This window comes from Limnoglobus roseus (genome assembly GCF_008254045.1).
Classification (GTDB): Bacteria; Planctomycetota; Planctomycetia; order Gemmatales; family Gemmataceae; genus Limnoglobus; species Limnoglobus roseus.
Genome location: NZ_CP042425.1, coordinates 6,111,221 through 6,132,331, shown reverse-complemented (window position 1 = coordinate 6,132,331; position 21,111 = coordinate 6,111,221). Strand labels below are relative to the sequence as shown.

Below are 21,111 nucleotides of genomic sequence, written 5' to 3'. Positions count from 1 at the left end.
GCGGTCGCGGGTCACTTCTTCTCGTCCTTATCCTTCGAAGGCTTCGTCGCCCCCTCGGCGAACTTCCTGCGCGCATCGCTATAGCCCGGCGGGGCGGCGGAAACGCCGGTCGCGTTCGTGGTGGACTTACTCCCGTTGCCGCGCTGTTCGACCTTGCCAGAACCGTCAACCCGATTGGTCGGCCGCGCCGGTTCGCCGGGCTTCGGCTGATCGACCGGTCCCTCCTTCGCGTCGGGCGTCTCGCGGAGCATCTTCTCAAGGCCGTCGTTGAACCGCTTGAGTTCCTCTTCCGTATAGCCGAGTTCCTTCGCGGCGTCCTTATTCTGCATGAGCTTCTTGGTCTTGTCGAGGAGCAACTGGGCAGCCTCCTTGTCGAACTCCTTGTTCGCTTCCAGCGGCTTGACCTTATCGTCGTTGGGATTGATCCCCGGACCACCGCTCTGACGCAGGTCGCCCTTCGGGCCGCCGGGTCCTTGGTCGGCGTTCGGCTGGTTTTTCATCGCCTGTTCGAGCGTCTTCTTCAAACCCTCCAGTTGTTCGGGCGATGGCTTTTGTCCGTCTTTCAACTGCTCTTCCAGCTTCTTGCGTTCTTGTTCCCCGACCTGATCGTCGAGTTGCTTCTGGGCGTCCTTCCGCTTCTGTTCGTCGGCCGATTTCAAATCCTGGGCCGCCTTCGCGAGCTTCTCCACGTCCTCGGCCGACGGCGTCTTCTCGCCCTTCTGATCCTTTTTGTCAGCGTCCTGCTTGGCCTGCTTCTCAGCATCCTTTTGCATTTTCGTCAACTCGTCCACGGCCCCCTTCTGGCGGGCCGGGTCGTCGGATTTCAAATCGTCCAGCGTCTGCTCGGCCTTCTTGCGGGCGTCTTCCCCAACCGCCTTATCGAGCTTGTCGCGGGCGGCCTGCTTCTTGGCCTCGTCATTGGAATTCAGATCCTTCAGCGCCTCTTCGATCTCCTTGCGGTCGAGTCGGTTCGCGTCGTCGGGCTGTTGCTTGCCCGAGCCGCGTTCGGCGTCTTCCCGCTGAAGTCGCTTCTCGGTTTCCCGGCCGCGGGCCTGCCGCGCGGGGTCTTTCGAATTCAGATCGTCTGCGACCTGTTTCCGCTCGTCGAGTCGCTTTTGGAGGTCTTCGCGGGCGTCCTTGCCGATCTCCTTGTCGAGTTTCTCCTGCGCCGCTTTCTTCTTCTGCTCGTCGTTGCCGGCCAAGTCTTTCGCGGCGTTCTCCATTTCCTTCTGCTTCGCGGCCTGTTCGGCGGCGTCCCCGGCACCGCCCTTCTGCTTGTTCTGCTGGGCTTGTTTTTCGGCCTGTTCTTGAAGCTTCTTCAACTGGTCTTTGGCCCCCTGTTGGCGTTCCTTGTCATCGGACTTCAGGTCGTCGCGGAGCTTCTCGGCCTGCTGGCGGGCGTCCTTGCCGACCATCTGGTCGAGTTTCCTCTGTGCCGCCTCGCGCTTCTGCGGGTCGTCGGAGTTCAGGTCCCGGGCCGCGTCTTGCAGTTCTTTCTTCTTGGCCTCATCCGGTGCGCCGCCCTTCTGATCGTTGGCCGCACCGCCGAGTTCCTTTTGCTGAAGGTCGTTGAGCTTATCCTCGCCACGGGCCTTCTGCATCGGGTCGTTCGACTTCAAGTCCTCGGCCGCCTTCTTGCGGTCCTCAATCTGCTTCTCAGCGTCCTTGCGGGCCTGTTCGCCGGCCGCCTTGTCGAGCGTTTTGCGGGCCTCCTCTTTCTTCTTCTCGTCGCCGCCGGCCAAGTCCTGGACCGCCTTCTCCATGTCCTTCTGCTGGGCGGCTTGTTGTTGAGCCTCTTGCTGTTTCTGTTGCTTCTGAAGCCTTTGCAGTTCGTCGGCGGCCGCTTTTTGGCGATCCTTGTCACCGGACTTCAGGTCGTCGCGGAGTTTCTCGGCCTGTTGGCGAGCGTCCTTACCAACCATCTGGTCGAGCTTTTTCTGCGCCGCCTCACGCTTTTGTGGGTCGTCGGAGTTCAGGCCGCGTGCCGCGTCTTCAATCTCCTTCTTCTGGGCTTCACCCGGCTGCCCACCTTTCTGATCCTTCGCCGCATCGCCGAGTTGCTCCTTCTGAAGCTCGTTTAACTTCTCCTCGCCACGAGCCTTCTGCATCGGATCGTTCGACTTCAAATCTTCGGCGGTCTTCTTGCGGTCGTCGAGTTGCTTTTGCAGATTCTCACGGGCCTCTTTGCCAACCTCCTTGTCGAGTTTGTCCTGGGCCGCTTGTTTCTTCTGTTCGTCGTTACCGGCCAAGTCTTGGGCTGCCTCTTGAATCCGTTGTTGCTGGGCAGCCTGTTGTTGCTTCTTCTGCATCTTTTGAAGCTCCTCGGCCGCCCCTTGTTGGCGGTCCTTATCGCCGGACTTCAGGTCTTCGTTCATCTTCTCCGCGTCCTTCCGGGCCTTCTCGCCGACCATCTCATCGAGCTTCTTGCGACCGGCCTCCTGACGGTTCTTGTCGTCGGAATTCAGATTGTCCACGGCCTTCTCGGTTTCTTTGCGATCGAGCGTTTCCGCATCGCCCTTCTGGCTCTTACGCTCCTGCTGCTGCCCAGGCTTGTTCTTCTCCATCGCCTCGCGCTGCAACTCGTTGGCCTTCTCTTGGCCGCGAGCCTGCCTCATGGGATCGTTGGATTGCAGGTCGTCCGCCACCTGTTTGCGCTCGTTCATGGTCCGTTCGGCCTTCTCGCGGGCGTCCTTGCCGAACTCTTGATCGAGTTTCTTGCGGGCCGATTGTTTGGCCTTCTCGTCGCCGCCGGCCAAGTCTTTGAGCGACTGTTCCATTTCCTGTTGCTTGGCCGCCGCTGGGTCGTTGGCGTTGCCGGGGTTCTGCTTCTCGGCCCCGCGTTGCCACGGGTTCTCTTTGCTGTCGCGTTCACCCTTCCTCCCGGCGGCTTGCTGCTCGGCCTTCCCGTCGCCCTTCGTCGCGGCCGACTCCTTCGACGGATCGCCGGTCGGCTTCGTCTCGGAAGGTGCGGCCCCCTTCGGTTCGCTCTTGGGATTCGGCGCGTCGTCCGGCTTCGGCCCCTTCTTCGCTTCGCCGGGTGTCGCCGGCTTCTGCGATCGGCCGGCACCAGCGTTGTCCGGCTGCGGCTGCGCGTCGGCACCCGGAGCCCCCCCCTGCTCGTTCGGCTTCGGCACGTTCGACTTCTTCTCGCGTCCGTCCGCCGGCTTTTCCGTCGCGCCGGCCCCGCCGAGTGGTCCCTGCTTCTCCTGCGGGTCGCCGCCCTTCTGATCGGCCGGGTCGGATGGCTTTTGCTCCGCGGGCGGTTTGCCTTCGCCCGCTTCGCCGGCCTTCGGCTTCGCCTTTTTCTCACCGCCCGCTGCCTGCGGATCGGGTTGCGGTTGGTCGTTCCCCTTCCCTTCACCGGCCCGCTTTTCCCGTTCGTCGAGTTTTTTCTGAAGGTCTTGCGCCTGCCGTTGCAACTCCCGCTTGGTGGCCGCTTCCGAGTCGCGGTTCTTCGGCTCAGCGGCGGGCATGGGCTGCGGTTCCGCCCCCGGAGGCATGGGTTGGCCGGCCTTGCCGGGGTCGTTGCCCATCGGGACGGCCTTGTTCGACGGCTCCTCCTTCGGATTCGTGGCCGGCATCGGCTCCGGGGGCACGTCGGCCTTGGCTCCCGGCTCCGTCTTCGGCATCGGTGCCTCGGCACCGGGCTTGGTCGGAGCCGCTTCCGGCTTCATCGGGTCGCCGAGTTTCTCGGCTGGGTTCATCGGGTCGCCAGGCTTGGGAGCGTCCACCTTCGATTCGCCCCCGCCCTCGGGCGGTTGTTGTGCCTCGGCGTTCTGCTTCTGCGGCGAAGGGTTGGCCGGGCGTTGTTCCTTGTCGAGTTTCTGCTTCTGGTCCTGCTGAACCTTGCCCTCGTCGCGTCGCCGCAACTCGGCCTGCTTCTGGACCTGCTCCTTCGCCTTCGGCTCATCCATCGCCGCGGTCAGTTGAAGTTTCTGAACCCGCGACTTGCCGACGTTGGCCTCGGGAACCGTGCAGTTATCGCGAGCCTCCAGCCAGTATTCGATCGTCATGTCGGGCTTGAGTTCGACGACCGCACCGGCTTCGTCCTTCAGATCGCTCAGCGCGATGGAATCCTTGTATTCCAGGGCCGTCGGATACGTCCCGTCGGCGGCCCGCTTGAGCGATTCGCCCTTCAGGTACGGCTTGCCCTTCAGCCGTTTCGCCGGCTGGTTGGGGGCAACGATTTTCAACTGAAGGGTGACACTGTCGATGCCGAAGTCGTCGCCGATTTGGCCGTCCACCATCAGCGAGCCATTCACGGGTTGGGAGGTGACTTCGTCCTTCGGGTTGGCGATCACCACCGATGGCGGTTGGTCCGTCAGGACGCGGATGTCGTACACGGGCGCGTCCGGGTTCGATTCGCCGTCGGTGCTGTTGAACAACAGCCGGTACGTGCCCGACTCTTCGAGCGGGAAGCGAACGCGCAACGAATCCCGCGACTCGGTTACGATCTCACCCGGCACGGCGGAGGTCAACTTCGTGAGGACCGCCCGGCCGTCCCGCACGGTGCGGTTCGCCTTGGCCGTGACCGTCACTACGGTTCCGCGGTGGGCTTCCAGGTGCGGGTTGTGCGCGACGTCCGCGGTCATGCGGAGGTAAGCGGGGTAGTCGTACTTCACCTCGAAGTCGGTGAACATCGGCTTCGGGCGAACCGTCACGTGATGCTCGGCCGTTTCCGCGTCACCACCCTTGACCCGATACCAGAAGCCATTCTGAACCAACCGCTCGGGCAGCCGCAACGACCATTCGCGGGAGGTCGCGCCGGATTCCAGCGGGACTTCGTCGTAGTTCTCGTCCGCGAGGTTGTGCCGGAGCATCACCACCAAGTGGTCGGGGGCGTCGGCAGCGGGCACTTTGCCGTTCACCACCACCGAGATGGTCACGGGCTGACCGGCCGTCACGGTCAGATCACCGTCTTTCGGCTCGACAATCGTGAGTTGCGTTCGCGTAGCAATCTGGCCAGAGGAGAACGGGTTAATCGCCCGGCCGACGAGAGAGTTGAAGACCGTCGGCTTGAACAGCATGAACAGGACCGCGAGCACGACCACGAGGCCGGCCGTTGTGCCGCCGAGCCACAGGAGACGCTTCGATTCACCCGCTTTGTCGAGATCGGCGTCCTTGAACTGCTTCGCCGCCCGGGCCGCGACGACGGCCCGCACGCCCTCGGCCATCGGCTTGTCTTGAAGGTCCACCCAGTTCACGACGCTATTCTTGGCGTCCTCGACAGTCTCTTCAATCTCGCGGGCGGCGTACAGCGGGTTCACCGTGCGCCGGAGCGGCCGAACGATGCCGTAATAGGCGACCGCCCCGAGCGCGGCCAGCAGGCCGACGAATCCGAGTTGGCGGACCCAGGCGGGCAGGTCGAGCCAGCGGTCGAAGGCGATGACCAGTGCCAGGTAGCCGAAAGCGACCGCGCCGAGCAGGAACACGCCGCAGAGTAGGTCGTGCGTGCGAATCCGGCGGGCGACTTGGGCCAACTGCTGTTGGACCTCGGATTCGAATTTCGACGTGGCGTTGGGCTTCACCGCGGTGACTGGCATCGGGGTCGATCCTTTCGCAGAGGTTCGCGTCTCGCTATTATAGTTTACTGTGATCCGTCAACGGAACCCCATGCTTTCACCCGCGTTACGATCGCGTGACAGTACCGGGCCGCCTCCGTAGGGTCGTTCGTGCGTTTCGCCCGGCGTCGACCCTCGACCGATGGGAGTTCACAACATGTTCGTGGGGCAGAAGTTCGGCCCGTTTGAGATCGACAAGGAACTTGGCAGCGGTGCGATGGGCTCCGTCTACCGGGCCAAGTTCACCCACGAGGGTAAGGTCTCTCGCGTCGCGATCAAGGTGGTCGCCCTCGGCCTTCTCGGCAACGAGAGCGCGATGGCCCGCTTCGAACGCGAGGCGAACATCCTCAAGCAACTCCGCCACCCGCACATCGTCCGCCTCGTGGCGACGGGGCGGTTGGGCAAGTCGCAGCCGACACCGTTCATCGCGATGGAGTTCGTCGAGGGGGAATCGCTCGACCACATTCTCGGCCGCCGCCTCAAGCTCGGCTGGGAGGAAGTGGCCGCCTACGCCAAGCAACTCTGCTCGGCCCTCCAGTACGCTCACGAGAAGGGCATTATCCACCGCGACTTGAAGCCGTCGAACCTCATGGTCACAACGGAGGGCGTGCTCAAACTCACCGACTTCGGCATCGCGAAGGATACGGACGTCACCGCTCTCACGGGCGCGAACAGCACCATCGGCACGGCCGCGTACATGTCGCCCGAGCAGTGCCGTGGCGACAAGAACCTCACGAACAAGTCGGACCTCTACTCGCTCGGCATCGTCCTCTTCGAACTGATCACCGGTCGCAAGCCGTTCGTGGCGGACACGACGGTGGACATGTTCATGAAACACGTTCAGGAAGTCCCACCGCGGGCCAGCCGGTTCGTCTCGGACCTGCCCGTGTGGCTGGACAACCTCGTGGCGTTCCTGATGGAAAAGGACAAAGAGCGGCGGCCGATGGACGCGGCCACGGTCGGCCGGATGTTGGCCGAGATCGAAGAGAAGATGCAGAACCAGCAGAGTGCTGGGTTGGAAGTCGCTTCGTCGCGGCGGAAGGACCGACCACTCAGTGGCAACGAACTCGACGAGGCCGATCTTGAAGCCGCCCGGTCGCTCAAGGCCGGAAAGAGTGGAAAGAAGCCGAAGAAGAAAAAGAAGGTTCCGCTGCTCCAGCGCCAGTGGGTGCGGGCCATCCCGGCCGTTCTGGCGGTGCTGCTCATTATCGGCGGCATCGTTTACCTCTTCATGCCGGCCGGCCCGCAAGCCCTCGCCGACGCGGTTCAGAAGGCCAATGACCCGGAAGCCAAGATCAAGGCGGCCGAGACGTACCTTGCGAAATACGGCTCCGACGGTGGTGACGTTACCCAATCGGTCCGCAAGCAGTTGCGGGAGACCCGAGGCAAGCAGTTGGAAGCGATCCTGGACAAGCGGTACGCCTCCAACCTCGCGAAACCCGCGGACAAGACTGAGGCCGACGCCTACACCGCGGCGTGGGCGGGCATGGAACTCGAACAGAAGGGCGACCTGACCGCCGCGCAGAGCACTTGGACGAAACTCAAGGCCCGCGAAGCGGAGATCAAAGACGACTTCCTCGAAGGCTGGGGCTGGCTCGCCGACGACCGCCTCCGGCAACTCCACGAGGTTGACGACAAGATCAAGGCCCTTCGTCAGCAGTTGCGGGAGATGGAAATCAACGAGAAGCCGTGGAAGTTCGACGCGACCGAGCCGGAATCGCTAGCGAAACTCGCGATCCGCCTCGGCGGGTCCGGCGGCGTGCCGCTGATTTCCGACGACCCGGAGAAGAACAAAGTCAAGCACGTGAGCGACCTGCCCAAAGCTCGGCGGGTCTACGCGGACCTGGCGAAACTGACGGAGAAAAAGCCCGAAGAACGGTCGTGGTTCCTGATGGCAGTCCGCGAGCGCGGGGCCAACTTCGACCCGAAGGCCGACGACGGCAAGACCCGGGCGGATACCTTGCCGAAGCAGTTGGAGGCGATCAAGGCCGAGTGGACCCGAATCAAGGACTTCAACGAAGCCCCGGCCGAGAAGCGAGACTGCCGCAACCGCTGCAAAGAACTAATCGACTGCTACGCCGACGAGACCGACGAGGCATTGAAAAAGGTGGTCGAAGAAGCGAAGACGCTCCTGCCCACGATGAAGTAACCCGAACGACTCCGATTCCCCTGGAAGGATTATGACGAACCCCTCCCGCGTCGCCCGCCCGAAGAGTGCGGCCGCCTTCGAACGGGCCACCCGGTCCATCCCCGGCGGCGTCAACAGCCCGGCCCGCGCGTTCGGCGGCGTGGGCGGCACGCCGATCATTGTGAAGCGGGCCGACGGACCATACCTCTTCGACGTGGACGGCTACCGCTACCTGGACTTCATCGGGTCGTGGGGGCCGATGATCCTGGGCCACCGGCACCCGGCCGTCGTCGAGGCGACCATCGCGGCCATCAACAACGGGTCGAGCTACGGCGCGCCGTGCGAACTCGAAACCGAACTCGCCGAGATGGTCGTCGCCGCCATCCCGAGCGTCGAGATGGTGCGGTTCGTGTCGAGCGGCACCGAAGCCACGATGAGCGCGATCCGTCTCGCCCGCGGCTTCACCGGCCGTGATTTGATCGTGAAGTTCGCTGGCTGTTATCACGGCCACGTCGATTCGCTCCTCGTCTCAGCCGGGTCGAGTGCCCTCACCCTCGGCGTGCCGAACAGCCCCGGCGTGCCGAAGGGCTGCACCCAGGACACGCTGATCCTCCAGTACAACGACGTGCAGGAACTTGCCGATTTCTTTGCCGCGAAGGGAGGCCAGATTGCCGGCGTGATCCTCGAACCGGTCGTCGGCAACATGGGGCTGATCCCGCCGTCGGCCGAATTCCGCAAGGAACTTCGCCGCCTCACCCACCACCACGGCAGCGTGCTGATCTACGACGAGGTGATGACCGGGTTCCGCCTGTCCTACGGCGGCGCGCAAGAGTTGTTCGGCGACACTCCGGACGTGACCGCGCTCGGCAAGATCATCGGTGGCGGCTACCCGGTCGGGGCTTACGGCGGCCGGGCCGACATCCTGAAGAAGGTCATGCCAGCCGGCCCGGTTTTCCAGGCGGGTACGCTCTCCGGCAACCCGGTCGCGATGGCCGCCGGCATCGCCACCCTGAGAGAGTTGAAGCAGAATCCCCCGTACCAGCGCCTCGACCAACTCACTCAACAAATCGCCACGGGCATCACGGCCGCGGCGAAGCAATACGGGCACGCCCACCAACTCCAGCGCATCGGCAGCATGTGGACGCTGTTCTTCGCGAACGCCCCCGTCACCAACTACCAGACGGCCGTCGCGAGCGACAAGCAGAAATTCGCCCGGTTCTTCTGGGAGATGATGGACCGTGGCGTCTACCTCCCGTGTAGCCAGTTCGAGGCGGCCTTCACCTGCGCGGCCATGACGGACGAGCACCTTCAAGAAACGATCACGGCCGCGAGCGATTCGCTCCGCGCGATGGCGCAGGTCTGAATTCGGATGGGAGTTTCGCATGGCGAATGAGTCGCACCGTTCCCGCTCGAAGTGGCGAATCGCGTTGGTCGTGATCGGGATGCTCGGCGTCGGCGTGGCGGCCGGGTATCTCCTTTTGAAGCGATTCCCGAACGCCTTCGACCGCGAGTCAACCGATATTGCGGAGATCGAGAAACTCAAGACCGCGAAGCTGCCGGACGTGACCGCGGCCGTCGCGAGTGGGTGGCCCCAGTGGCGGGGGCCAAACCGCGACGGCCGTGCGCCGGCGGGAGCGTTCCGCACCAACTGGGACAAGCGGTCGCCGCGCGAACTCTGGTCCGTGCCGTGCAAGGGCGGGTATTCGTCGTGTAGCGTCGTGGACGGGTTGTTGTACACCGCCAGTTATGACGCCGATGCGAAGACGGAGACCGTGATGTGCATCGACACGGCCACCGCCGTGCCGCTCTGGGAGTGGGGTTCGCCCGCCGACTACTCGGCCATCGCCGGCGGGTACCGGGCCGGTCCGCGGTCCACACCGACCGTCCACGACAGCCGCGTCTACTTCCTCGGAGGGACGGGGCAGTTCATCTGTCTGGAAGCCAAGCCAACCCGCGGCCAGCCGCCGAAGGAGTTCTGGCGGCACGACTTGTTGCAAGAATTCGGCGCGACGCTCCCGCAGTGGGGTGCGGCGTCTTCGCCGTTGATCGAGGGGAACCTCGTCATCGTCCAACCGGGCGGGAAGTCGGGATCGGTCGCCGCCTTCGACCGCGTCACCGGCAAGAAGGTTTGGGCGAGCGGGTCCAACCCGAACGGCTACAGTTCCCCCATCGCCGCCACCTTCAACGGCGTTCGCGTCGTCTTGGCCATGACCGGCAACGCGCTGCTCGGCCTCCGCGCCGCCGACGGCGAGGTTCTCTTCACCCACCCGTGGGTCACTCAGTTCGAGGGGAACATCGCCACGCCGATCGTGGTCGACGACTGGGTGTTCATCTCATCGAGTTATGGGAAGGGGTGTGCCCTGTTGCACGTGGAACCGGAGGGCGAAAAAATGACGGCCAAGCCGGTCTACTTCCGCCCCGGCAAGCTGATGCGCAACCACCACGCGACCTGCGTCCACAAGGACGGCTTCCTGTACGGCTTCGACCAGAATGTCTTCCGGTGCATCAACCTTCGCGAAGGCACGGAAGTTTGGGATGGCAGCGGCATCAGTCAGGGGTGCGTCATCCTCGCGGACAAGTACCTCATCGGCCTGACGCAAGACGGCACACTCTTTCTGGCTGAAGCGACGCCCGAGAGTTTCCACTTGATCGACAAGCAAGAGAAGGTGATGAAGGGCAGCGAATGCTGGGCCAGCCCGGTACTGCTGGACGGCCGACTGTACCTGCGCGACAACACGCGGATCGTCTGCTTCGACGTATCGCCGGACAGTTGACGGGCGGTTCCGCCTATCGCTCGGTTCGGACTGCCACAACTTGTTGGTTCACGTCTGCCGCTGCCCGTTGGCGCAGCCGCTCACTCACTTCGAGGTATCGCGCGCGCGTCCGGTAATCCAGACTCTCGCCCTCGGCATCGTTAACCTGGAGTTCGCGAGAGAATTGCCCGTACTCGGCATAGGCCCGGGTGACGTACAGTACCGCGCCGGCGGCGAGTGCCGCGGCGAAGAGGCGGGGGAGAAGGGATTTCATCCGGCGGGCACCCGAGAGGGAGAGGAGGTTCGCACGGCCGCACGAGAACGATGGTAACGTGATGGGGGTGAGCCGTCAAATGGAAACACGGTCGCCCGCGGAATTGTTCGGGCGAACCCGCAGTCTGGAAGTGTTGGGAAGCGAATTGTTCAAAAACCGCAGGGGGTGGGATTCGCACCCACGGCTTCGGGGAATTAGCCCGATGAGTTGACTGCTACTCCACCCCTGCCGGGTCACTTCTTGGGGGGCGGGGGCGACTTCACCGGAGCGGTTTTCGCCCCCTTCTTCGGCTTCTTCTTTTCCTTACTTTGCGAGTTGTTGCCCTTTCCCATTGCCGTCTCCCGATTGAGTGGTCAGACCGGCCGGTTGGCCGGTGTAGAGATCTTACCAGCTTCCTCTCGTGGACACTGTGTGATTTGTGAGGTTCCTGGGCCGAATAAGCCTCTCTGGGTGCGGTTGCAACTTTGGAGACAAGCTACCACACATCGCCGCGGCCACGATTTTGTTACTCTCTTCCTACGCTACGTGCCGCAGTTGCCTCGATGTACATTGCGTTTATCGTCCGCTCACAATACTAAGGAGATCGTTGGGCAGATGGCCACGAGCGTGATCCGGTCGAGACGTTTTAAGACCCGGACGTTTGAGAAACTCGGGCTCCACAGCCGAGTCGACATTGTGCGATACGCTTCCCGTCGGGGTGGTTGACCGGGCTATAGCGGTCTCGGGCGGGCGTTCACTTCTGCGATTTTCACTCTCCTCGCGACGGCCCCGTTGTCTGCCCCAGGTACGCCCGCGTAAAATTGCGCACACCCCAGGCCAGCCCAACCTTGTCGCCTTGACACTCAACGGGAAATTGGTGATGGCTGACCCTGTTCATCGTCCCAGCCTTTTCGTTCTTGTCGTGGACGACTTCCAAGATGCGGCTGACACGACGGCAGCAGTTCTCACGTTATCCGGTCACGACGCCACGGCCGTCTACTCGGCCGCCGAGGCCTTGAAGCGAGTCGAAGACCAATCGTATGACGTGATTTTGCTCGACATCGCGATGCCGGGCATGGACGGATGTGAAATGGTTGAACGGATCCTTGAGCGGCCGTTCAGTAAGCGGCCGTTCCTCATTGCATTAACGGGTTGCACGACCGAACCGGACCGCGCACGAGTGGCCGCTGCCGGCGTCGATCTCTTCCTCGCCAAGCCGGTCGATCCAGCGATACTAGAAGGCATTCTCGACCGAATCGGGCGGTTTCTCGAAACCGCACAGGCGTGATTTCCCACAACCGATCGAAATCGCTGAACAGTCCGCCGTCAGTTTCGGATGCGGAACGTGATCCGCCCGCGGGTCAGGTCGTACGGAGAGATTTCCACCTTCACCCGGTCGCCGGGGATGATGCGGATGTAGTGCTTACGCATTTTCCCGCCGATGTGTGCGAGAATCTCCCCGCCGATGTCCAATTCGACTCGGAAGGTTGTGTTCGGGAGCGCCGTTTTGACGCGGCCCTCGACCTCAATTGCCTCTTCCTTGACTTTGTGCATACGGTCCTCAGTTGTGGTGGGGGCGAACGAAACGGTCCGCGGGATTATTCTCCTGGCGGACGTTATAAAAGCATTGTACTTGAAATTGGGTTCGATTACGAGGGGTAACCTGTCCAATCGGAAACACGGCCGCTTCAACACGCTCTTGTGTCGACTCGGATGACTTGCTATTCCCGCCGTGGGGGATTCCAAAATGCTTAAAACCATTCAGGCTGCGCTCGTCGTGGGGTTGGTCGCCGGATGCGCCGGGACCCGTTGGTCCAAACCCGCGGGTAGGGAAGAACAGTCACCAACTCCGTCGCTCGCCGACGACCCGTACAGCGCCATGGCGGCCATTCAGGACGACGCGGTTCACGACAACGCAGTCCGGTCGTGGAGTCGCCGTCTTCACGAACAGGGTAAGGACAAGGAAGCCCTAGCGGTTGCGAACCGCATCCGGAACGATCAAGTCCGCGGGGCAACGCTGACAGAACTCCAACTCTACAACTTGCGGTTTATCGGGAACACGCCCTAACGAGGGCGAATTCGTCGAAACGTGGTGCCACCTCCGTCGCACCACGTTTCGAACTCACGTCCAGCCGACCGTTGCCAAGTTCCACAAGCACTTCACATTCTCTTCACGAATTCCACTTATCTTCGAGTAACATTCTGAACGTCCAGCCGTCGCGCGTTCGCGTCGGCGGCTTCACCCTGTAGGAGTCTCTCCTTGAGCGATTCGCTCTATTTTCGCCCAACCCGCCGTGGGTTCACGCTGATCGAACTGCTGGTGGTGATCGCGATCATCGCCATCCTCATCGGCCTCCTGCTCCCCGCGGTTCAGAAGGTTCGTGAAGCCGCCGCCCGCAGCACCTGCTCGAACAACCTCAAACAGATCGGCCTGGGTCTGCACAATTACGAAAGCACGAACCAATATTTTCCCACGAGTGGTGAGGGCAATTACACCAACGCGGGCACGGTCTCGACGGCTTTCGATGTCCAATCGACCCTGACCCAATTGTTGCCGTACGTCGAGCAAGACGCGGCGTACAAAATGTTCGCGGACATCTCCCGCCCGTACGACCACCCGACGAACTTCGCCACCAACGCGGGCAAGGTGAAAATCAAAACCTTCCTTTGCCCGTCGAATCCCGTGTACCAAGATGACCCGCAAGGCTACGGCCAAACCGACTACATGACGGTCGCTTACACGGACATCGACCCGAACACGGGCGCTCGGGCTCAACTCAGTTCGCCCGACACGACTTCGACGTATCGCGTCGACGGCTTCTTGACCCTGCACTACTTGGTCCTGAACTCCGGCACGGCTTCCCCGCCTGCCATTACGGACGTTTACACGACCAACACGGCGGTGGTTCAAAAGCGATCCGGTCGGACGGCGGTGGGCGCGACAGACGGCACGAGTAACACCATCGCCATGATCGAGGACGTGGGCAAGGCCCACGAGTCCTTCACCCCGTTCATGCTCGCGAACTACAAGGCCTACAGTGGATCGTCGTCGCCATCCCCGACGATGCTCCGAAACAACTATCGGTGGGCTGAACCGGACAGCGGCAACGGTGTGTCCGGCCCTCATAAGGCCGTGACGGCTTCCGGTGGTAATACGCAGGCCAAGATTAACAATCACTCGAATCCGCGTGGCGGTGGCGCGGCTTGCCCGTGGAGTTTGAACAACTGCGGCCCGAACGACGAACCATTCAGCTTCCACACGGGCGGCTGCCAAGCCGTGTTCGGCGACGGCCACATCCAGTTCCTCCGAGACACGATCACCCCGCAAGTACTCCGCGCCATCTGCACGGCGAGCTTCGGTGAAACGGTTACCCTCGACTGATTGAACTTTAGTCCCACTGAAATTTCGAAGCCCGTCGAGATCTAAGATCCGACGGGCATTTCCATTCCCCAACTATCGATCAAGGCGAGGTTTATGCTCAAATATTCTCGAATCATGCGGACTGTTATGACTTTCCTGGCCTTCGGGCCGTTGTGTCTGACCGGATGTGGTACTTCACCCTCCCCTGCGATGGGTGAGTACGTTGACGTGTCGGGAACGGTTAACACGGCCGACGGCAAACCACTGAAGAGCGGCAACATCTATTTCGAACCCGAAACGCCGGGTCAGGGCCGAGAGGCGAACGCGACTGTCGCCAACGGGGCGTTCAAAACGAAGTTATTCCTGGCCAAGTATCGGGTCGCCTTGGACATGGAAGATCGAAAGACGACGCTGCCCGCCAAGTTCACGAAGTTCGCCACGAGCGGTCAACATGCCGAGATCAAGGACGGTACCACTCCGTTGGTCTTCGATTTGAAGTAAACACATCAGCGATGAGACAGGTGATTTGGTCCCGACGGGGAATGACATTCTCATTCCCCGTCGGGATCGACCCGCGATGATCCGATGCGATCACGCGATGACTTGCTTGATCGGCTCCGCCCCTTCGACGCCCACGAGTTTCTGGTCGAGGCCGCCGTAGAAGTAGGTCAGGTGGTTCGGGTCGAGGCCCATTTGTTGAAGGACCGTCGCGTGCAGGTTCTTCACGTGGAAGCGGTCTTCGATGGCATTGTTGCCGAACTCATCGGTCTTGCCGACCGAGATACCCGGCTTGATGCCGCCACCGGCCATCCACATCGTGAAGCCGTAACTGTTGTGATCGCGGCCGGTGCCCGTGGCGTACTCTGCCGTCGGCTGCCGGCCGAACTCGCCACCCCAGATCACGATGGTCGAGTCCAAGAGACCACGACGCTTCAAGTCCTTTAGTAAGCCGGCCACGGGCTTGTCGGTGTCGCCACAATGCTTGTTGTGGTTCTTGGCGATGTCCGAGTGGGCGTCCCAGTTCTCGTCGTTGTGGGCACCGCCACTGTACACCTGGATGAACCGCACCCCGCGTTCGACCAACCGGCGGGCGAGCAGACACTTCCGACCGAAGTCTTCCGTCCGCGTGCCGTCGATGCCGTAGAGGTCGAGCGTCTCCTTCGTTTCCTTCGTGTAATCGACCGCCTCCGGGGCGTGTTGTTGCATCTTGAACGCGAGTTCGTAACTCGCGATCCGGGCCGCAAGTTCGCTGTTGTCCGCGCGGGTCGCCAGGTGCTCCTGGTTCTTTTCCTTGAGGTGGTCCAACAGAGTTCGCTGCTGCTCGCGGGTGAAGCCTTCGGGCGGCTTCAAGTCAAAAATCGGCGTGCCGCTCGCACGGAGGGTGACGCCCTGATACGCGGCTGGCATATAGCCGCTACTCCAGTTCTTCGGCCCGCTAATCGGCCCGCCGCTGTTGTCGAGCATGACCACAAAGCCCGGCAAGTTTTGGTTCACGCTGCCGAGGCCGTAAGTGACCCAACTGCCGAGGCACGGGTTGCCGGAGAGTAGCCGCCCCGAGTTCATCATGAGCAGGGCGGAGCCGTGAATCGGTGACTCGGCGTACATGCTCTTGATGAAGGCGATGTCATCCACGCACGTCGAGAGGTGCGGGAAGAGTTCGCTGACCCACGCCCCGCTCTGACCGTGCTGCTTGAACTTCCACCGCGGCTCGACGATCCGGCCGACGTTCTTCTTGCCGCCGCGGCCGAACGTCTTGATCGGCACCATCTTGTTGTCTTTGCCGGTCAGGTACGGCTTATGGTCGAACGTGTCGATGTGGCTCGGTCCGCCGTAGCAGAAGATGAAGATGACCGACTTCGCCTTGGCCGGCAGCATCGGCGGCTTTTCCGCCATCGGGTTGAGCAAGTGCTGCGAGAGTTTCTCATTCGCAGACGCCTTGTTGAAGAATTGATCGCCCGCCAACATCCCCGTGATGGCAAGCCCAGGGAACTTCGCGCCGCTATCCCACAGAAACTCACGGCGGGTCCGACGACAGAATTGGTTCGAGCCGCTCATGGAATATCTCCAGAATGTTCACAATCTATGCTAGCGGCCCAGGACGCCAGTCCCAAGTCTATTTTTCCAGCTTACACCGATTCTCGCCGCCGAACAGTGGAAACGCGGTCCCCGAGAATCGCAGGGGTGTTCGTGCCATTTCGGCATCTTCCCGCCCGGCGCATTGTCAGCGCCCCGCTCAGTTCTCAGAATGGTTCCATCGCGACAGGTCTCCTCCCTTCGGGGCGGGGCGAAAAGGGAAGCCGGTGAGAACCCGGCGCAGGGCCGCTGCTGTATTCGGCGAGAAGTCCGGACGTGATTGCCACTGTGACCCCGGTCACGGGAAGGTGGTTCGGACCTTCGGTTGAGCCGAGAGCCAGAAGACCTGCCTGTCGTCGTCATCGTTCGGGGCCTCGGACACGGGCCGTCGGGCAGGTTTTCCGTCTGCGCGCGCAGACCCTCCCGGCTTCCCTCCGAATACCCCCCGTTCGCCTTCGCCCGGACCGGCGAATGGGAGATCACGTGCGTCTTGTCGTTCTTCGTCGTCCAGCCTTTACCCTGATCGAATTGTTGGTGGTGATCGCCATCATTGCCGTCCTGATCGGCCTACTCTTGCCCGCCGTGCAGAAGGTCCGTGAAGCGGCCTCCCGCATGTCGTGCCAGAACAACCTCAAGCAACTCGGCCTGGCCTCGCTCGGTTACGAAGGCGTGGAGGGAAAGTTTCCCGTGTACGGCCAGTCGACGCCTTACCGGCACGGCTGGGTCGCCCTCGTGTTGCCGTATCTGGAACAGGAGAACGTCCGCAAGATCTACAACCAAACCTCGGCCAACTGGGACGACAGCGTGAACCTCACGGCCCGGATGAGTCAGGTGAAAACCTTCCTCTGCCCGTCGGCCAAGTCGGGCCGGGTCGGGCAGTCCAACTTCGTGCTCACGGCCGGCGGCCCCTTGCAAGGGCCTTTCGACGGGGCGGCGTGGGACTACACGAACACGTGGGGCCTTAGCTCCGGCCTGCGAAATTATCTCAACGCCCAGGCGGGCAGTTCGATCTACCCCGACTCGAACTCCGGCATGGGGGTCATCGGCAACGACGGTTCCCGGATGGCCCAGGTCACCGACGGGACGTCGAACACGCTCCTCATTTCGGAGTGTGCCAACCGGCCGGAGTACTGGGTGAAGGGCAAGCAGAACTCGGGCACGCCCCCATCCGGCGGCATCGGCGCGGGCCAGGTGTCGGGCGGCGTGTGGGCCGACCACCAGAAAGGGTTTTCGATCGACGGCTCCTCGGCAGACGGTCTCACCCTCGTCGGCCCGTGTGCCATGAATTGCACCAACGCTTACGAACTCTACGCCTTCCACACCGGTGGTGTGAACGCTTGTTACACCGACGGGTCGGTCCGGTTCCTCCGCGAGACGATGACGATCAACACCCTCGCCGCCCTCGTGTCGCGGGCGGGTGGGGAAGTCAACACGGGGGACAATTGATGCCTTCGTCACGTGGGCCATGGGTATGACGGCGTGGCCGTTCGGCGATCCGACCGTGCTGTTGGCGGCCCTTGCCCTCGACCTGGTGCTCGGCGACCCACCGAACCGCTGGCATCCGGTCGCCGCAATGGGCAAGCTGATTCAACTTCTCTGGCGGATCGCTCCGACCAGGGGACGGGTACAGCCCTTTCTCGCGGGCCTCGCCGTGGTCGTTTTCGGAATGGTGCTGTGCGTCGGCGTCGGCGTCGGCATCTCTTTCCTCCGTCAGAGTTGGCCGGTCGTGGGGATTGCGGCCGAGGTGCTGTTGTTAAAAACGACGTTTTCGGTCCGCGGGCTCTGTTCCGCCGGACGGCAGGTGCGATCGCGATTGAAGGACGGCGATCTTGAGGCCGCCCGCCGGTTGCTCGCCTGGCACTTGGTCAGCCGCGACACGCACGCCCTCAACGAATCGCAGGTTGCGGCCGCCACGATCGAGTCGATCGCCGAGAATGCCAGCGATAGCATCGTGGCCCCCTGGCTTTTCTTCCTCCTTGCGGGACTGCCGGGGGCCGCGGCTTACCGCTTCGCGAACACGGCCGACGCCATGCTCGGCTACCGCGATGCGGCGCGAGAATGGCTCGGCAAATGCCCCGCCCGCTTCGATGACCTGTTGAACCTAATTCCTGCCCGCGTCACCGCCTGCCTTTTGATCGCCGCAACTCCACTGGCAGGGGGTTCTATCCGACAGGGCTTCCGAATCTGGCGGCGGGATGCTCGCCTCACCGTAAGTCCGAACGCGGGTCACCCGATGGCCGCCGCGGCGGGAAGCCTTGGGATTGAACTAGAGAAGGTCGGCCACTATCGGCTCGGTAAGGGCCTTCACTTGCCGGCGGCCGCCGACGTCGGTCGGGCCATCCGGCTCGTGGGGATCGTGGTCGGTTTCTGGGCCGCAGGCATGGGCGTCTGGTTGGTGGTGAGGGTCGTGGGATGATCCCGGAAGCCATTCACGGCGGTATCGACCCCGGCGAGATTGCCTCCTATGGTTTTCGCCGTGAGCAGGTCATCGACTTCAGTGCGAACGTCAACCCGTTCGGCCCGTCACCCGCCGTTCGGGACGCCGTTCGAAACGCGGCCCTCGACCAGTACCCGGACCGGCATTGCCGCGAACTTCGAAAGGAACTGGCCCGGCGGCGCAACGTCTCCGAGGACGAAATCCTCGTCGGCAACGGCTCGACGGAATTACTCTGGTTGCTCGCCGTCGCTCATTTGCGGACCACCGATCGCGTCGTGATCCTCGGGCCCACGTTCGGCGAATCGGAGCACGCCGCCCGGCAGCGGGGGGCCGAAGTTACCGTCTGTCGCGCCACGCCGGAGACGGACTTCCGCCCGCCCGTCGAAGCGTTTGCCGATGCGATCGAACGCCATCGGCCACGGTTCGCGGTGGTGACCAGCCCGAACAACCCGACGGGCCGGTCGGTCGAGCCGGACTGTGTTGCGTCTCTGGCCCGGCGGTATCCCGCCACGCTCTTCGTCCTCGATGAAGCCTACGTTGACTGCCTTCGTGTCGTGCCAACCGACAACCCCGAGCGGTCGAACAACCTCCTCCACCTTCGTTCGCTCACGAAGGCCCACGCTCTGGCCGGCCTTCGGCTGGGTTACGTTTTCGGAATCGAATCGGAAATCACCCCCCTCCGAAGGGTGCAGCCGCCGTGGAGCGTGAACGCCCCCGCCCAGGCGGCCGGCATCGCGGCCCTGCGCGACGACGAGTACCAGCGACAAACGCTCGCCCGGTGGTGGCGGGCGTGCGATTCCCTCCGACAACAACTCCGGGCCGAAGGCTTTCACCCGCTGGACTCGTCCGTGCCGTTCTTCCTCGTGCCGGTGGCCAACGCACCGCAGGCCCGCCACCGCTTGCTAAAACACGGACTGTTGGTTCGCGATTGCACGTCGTTCGGGCTGCCCCGGTTCATCCGCATCAGCAGTCGTGCAGAGGCGGACAATACCAGGCTCGTCCGGGCCTTGGCCGCATGCCGGCAGGAGATCGTCTGATGGGCCGGCTGATTCTAGTCACGGGAGGTGCTCGCAGCGGCAAGAGTGATTTCGCCGAACGGCTCGCCCGGCAACTCGGCGGTGAGGACGTCGTGTTCATCGCCACCGCCGAGGCCCGGGACGACGAGATGGCCCGACGCATTGCCGCTCACCGCCAGTCCCGACCGGCCACGTGGCAAACCTTGGAGGCCGCGCGAGACGTGGGGCGAGCTGTGGTCCGTGCAGGCGAGGCGGCCACCGTCCTGATCGATTGCCTCACGCTCCTGGTCAGCAACCTCCTACTCGCGGACGGCGAAGATACTCCGCCCGAACGGAGTGAAGCCGCAGTAGAGGCCGAAGTCGCGGCCCTGTTGGACGCCGTGCGAGCGTCGCCCGCCACCGTGATCGTTGTGACCAATGAAGTCGGCCTCGGCATCGTGCCGGTGAACCGCCTCGCCCGCCAGTACCGCGACCTTCTCGGCCGTGCGAACGCGGTGCTGGCGAAAGCCGCCGATGAGGTCTATCTGTTGATTTCCGGGTTGCCAGTCGAGATCAAGTCTCTGGCCCTGCGAGGGAACTTCCCGTGACTTTCGTCCGCATCTGTGCCCTGCTCGCCCTGGTTGCATCGGGCTGCCGCCCACAGTCGTCGGGTGACGCGCCCACGCCCGATGCTGCGAGCGGCCCCGCGTTCCCGCAGACCGTCACCGACACGATGGGGTTCAGGATCACGCTCCCCGCCAAACCGCTCCGGATCGTCTCGACGGCGCCGTCGAACACCGAAGTCCTCTTCGCCATCGGGGCGGGCGATCAAGTGGTGGGCGTCACCACGTATTGCAACTTCCCGCCTGAAGCCGCACGGAGGACAAAGGTCGGAGGCTTCTCGCCGAAGACGATCAGCGCCGAAACCATCCTGGAGTTGAACCCGGATCTCGTGCTGACCACCGGCCGCCTGCAACAGACGCTGACGGACCCGCTCCGCAAGTTGAACTTGTCGGTCCTCAGTTTCGACGCCCAGACGCTCGAAGACGTGGCCCACAACATCCGGGAGTTCGGGGTTGTTACGGGGCATTGGCCCGAAGCCGACACACTCGCCGATCGACTCGAAGCGCGTTTGAACACGTTGCAGAAATGGTGCGAGGCAATCACCGTGGATCGGCGGCCGCGAGTCCTTCTGCTAGTCGGGGAAGAACCGCTCATGACCGCCGGGCCGAAGACCTTCCCCGGCCAACTCCTCGAACGGGCGGGCGGGCGGAACCTCTTCGCCGACGCCGATCAGCAGTTCCCGAAGATCAGCGAGGAAGAAATCGTCCGCCGCAATCCCGACGCCGTGCTGATCTGGCAGATGGGCGATCCGACAGAGCGCATCAACCGCATTGCCAAGCGGGGGGCATGGAAAGACCTGACCGCCGTCCGCGAGAACCGCATCCTGCACATCGACGACGACATCATCTCGCGGGCCGGTCCCCGCCTCTTCGACGGGTTGGAGCAACTGGCCGAGCTACTGCATCCGTCGAAGAAGAAATGATGTG

Annotated in this window: 16 protein-coding genes, 1 tRNA gene and 1 riboswitch; of the genes, 12 read left to right on the top strand and 5 right to left on the bottom strand. The window is 62.9% G+C overall.

Annotated elements, in window-relative coordinates; translation table 11 throughout:
* Positions 1-11: 11 nt before the first annotated feature.
* Positions 12-5,543 carry a DUF4175 family protein gene (locus tag PX52LOC_RS25790; protein ID WP_149112784.1) on the bottom strand — a complete coding sequence of 1,844 codons (5,532 nt, stop codon included), beginning with the start codon at positions 5,541-5,543 and terminating at the stop codon, positions 12-14.
* A 175-nt stretch (positions 5,544-5,718) separates the two neighbouring features.
* Here PX52LOC_RS25790 and PX52LOC_RS25785 point away from each other — a divergent pair, with 175 nt between their 5' ends.
* From PX52LOC_RS25785 to PX52LOC_RS25775, 3 genes are read left to right on the top strand one after another with little or no spacing between them, the layout of a single operon-like run.
* A complete protein-coding gene (locus PX52LOC_RS25785; RefSeq protein WP_168219202.1) occupies positions 5,719-7,710 on the top strand; it encodes a serine/threonine protein kinase in 1,992 nt (663 codons plus the stop codon).
* A 31-nt stretch (positions 7,711-7,741) separates the two neighbouring features.
* On the top strand, positions 7,742-9,052 hold the full coding sequence (gene hemL, locus PX52LOC_RS25780) for a glutamate-1-semialdehyde 2,1-aminomutase (protein WP_149112782.1): 1,311 nt from the start codon (positions 7,742-7,744) through the stop codon (positions 9,050-9,052).
* A gap of 19 nt (positions 9,053-9,071) precedes the next feature.
* Entirely contained in the window at positions 9,072-10,463 is a 1,392-nt protein-coding gene (locus tag PX52LOC_RS25775) for an outer membrane protein assembly factor BamB family protein (protein WP_149112781.1), read from the top strand.
* A gap of 13 nt (positions 10,464-10,476) precedes the next feature.
* On the opposite strand, the gene PX52LOC_RS25770 is transcribed toward PX52LOC_RS25775, so the two are convergent.
* Both PX52LOC_RS25770 and PX52LOC_RS25765 read right to left on the bottom strand, forming a co-directional pair.
* Positions 10,477-10,716 carry a hypothetical protein gene (locus PX52LOC_RS25770; protein ID WP_149112780.1) on the bottom strand — a complete coding sequence of 80 codons (240 nt, stop codon included), beginning with the start codon at positions 10,714-10,716 and terminating at the stop codon, positions 10,477-10,479.
* A gap of 157 nt (positions 10,717-10,873) precedes the next feature.
* Positions 10,874-10,945 (bottom strand) — tRNA-Ile (locus PX52LOC_RS25765).
* A gap of 630 nt (positions 10,946-11,575) precedes the next feature.
* Here PX52LOC_RS25765 and PX52LOC_RS25760 point away from each other — a divergent pair.
* Complete coding sequence (locus tag PX52LOC_RS25760; protein WP_246173795.1) at positions 11,576-11,983, top strand: response regulator; 408 nt, start codon at positions 11,576-11,578, stop codon at positions 11,981-11,983.
* 38 nt (positions 11,984-12,021) lie between these two features.
* Here the strand turns inward: PX52LOC_RS25760 and infA are convergent, their stop codons facing one another.
* On the bottom strand, positions 12,022-12,249 hold the full coding sequence (infA, locus tag PX52LOC_RS25755) for a translation initiation factor IF-1 (protein ID WP_149112778.1): 228 nt from the start codon (positions 12,247-12,249) through the stop codon (positions 12,022-12,024).
* A gap of 193 nt (positions 12,250-12,442) precedes the next feature.
* Between infA and PX52LOC_RS25750 the strand changes: the two genes are divergently transcribed.
* From PX52LOC_RS25750 to PX52LOC_RS25740, 3 genes are all read left to right on the top strand, one after another.
* Positions 12,443-12,763 carry a hypothetical protein gene (locus tag PX52LOC_RS25750; RefSeq protein ID WP_149112777.1) on the top strand — a complete coding sequence of 107 codons (321 nt, stop codon included), beginning with the start codon at positions 12,443-12,445 and terminating at the stop codon, positions 12,761-12,763.
* A gap of 192 nt (positions 12,764-12,955) precedes the next feature.
* The gene (locus PX52LOC_RS25745) at positions 12,956-14,077 is read left to right on the top strand and encodes a DUF1559 domain-containing protein (protein ID WP_149112776.1); all 1,122 of its coding nucleotides are present in this window, start codon (positions 12,956-12,958) and stop codon (positions 14,075-14,077) included.
* A gap of 207 nt (positions 14,078-14,284) precedes the next feature.
* Entirely contained in the window at positions 14,285-14,557 is a 273-nt protein-coding gene (locus PX52LOC_RS25740) for a hypothetical protein (RefSeq protein ID WP_149112775.1), read from the top strand.
* A gap of 90 nt (positions 14,558-14,647) precedes the next feature.
* On the opposite strand, the gene PX52LOC_RS25735 is transcribed toward PX52LOC_RS25740, so the two are convergent.
* Positions 14,648-16,111, bottom strand: coding sequence for a DUF1501 domain-containing protein (locus tag PX52LOC_RS25735; protein ID WP_149112774.1), 1,464 nt, complete (start codon positions 16,109-16,111; stop codon positions 14,648-14,650).
* 189 nt (positions 16,112-16,300) lie between these two features.
* Positions 16,301-16,497: riboswitch (cobalamin riboswitch) on the top strand.
* Between the two features lie 115 nt (positions 16,498-16,612).
* Here PX52LOC_RS25735 and PX52LOC_RS25730 point away from each other — a divergent pair.
* From PX52LOC_RS25730 to PX52LOC_RS25710, 5 genes are read left to right on the top strand one after another with little or no spacing between them, the layout of a single operon-like run.
* Positions 16,613-17,575, top strand: a complete 963-nt coding sequence (locus PX52LOC_RS25730) for a DUF1559 domain-containing protein (RefSeq protein ID WP_168219201.1) — start codon at positions 16,613-16,615, stop codon at positions 17,573-17,575.
* 25 nt (positions 17,576-17,600) lie between these two features.
* On the top strand, positions 17,601-18,545 hold the full coding sequence (gene cbiB / locus PX52LOC_RS25725) for an adenosylcobinamide-phosphate synthase CbiB (RefSeq protein ID WP_218575162.1): 945 nt from the start codon (positions 17,601-17,603) through the stop codon (positions 18,543-18,545).
* Complete coding sequence (locus PX52LOC_RS25720; protein WP_149112771.1) at positions 18,542-19,603, top strand: pyridoxal phosphate-dependent aminotransferase; 1,062 nt, start codon at positions 18,542-18,544, stop codon at positions 19,601-19,603. Before cbiB ends, PX52LOC_RS25720 begins: the two co-directional genes overlap by 4 nt.
* Positions 19,603-20,169 (top strand): bifunctional adenosylcobinamide kinase/adenosylcobinamide-phosphate guanylyltransferase, encoded by a 567-nt coding sequence (gene cobU / locus PX52LOC_RS25715; RefSeq protein ID WP_149112770.1) that lies wholly within the window; start codon positions 19,603-19,605, stop codon positions 20,167-20,169. The genes PX52LOC_RS25720 and cobU overlap by 1 nt, the downstream gene beginning before the upstream one ends.
* Positions 20,166-21,107, top strand: a complete 942-nt coding sequence (locus PX52LOC_RS25710) for an ABC transporter substrate-binding protein (RefSeq protein WP_149112769.1) — start codon at positions 20,166-20,168, stop codon at positions 21,105-21,107. The genes cobU and PX52LOC_RS25710 overlap by 4 nt, the downstream gene beginning before the upstream one ends.
* Positions 21,108-21,111: the final 4 nt, after the last annotated feature.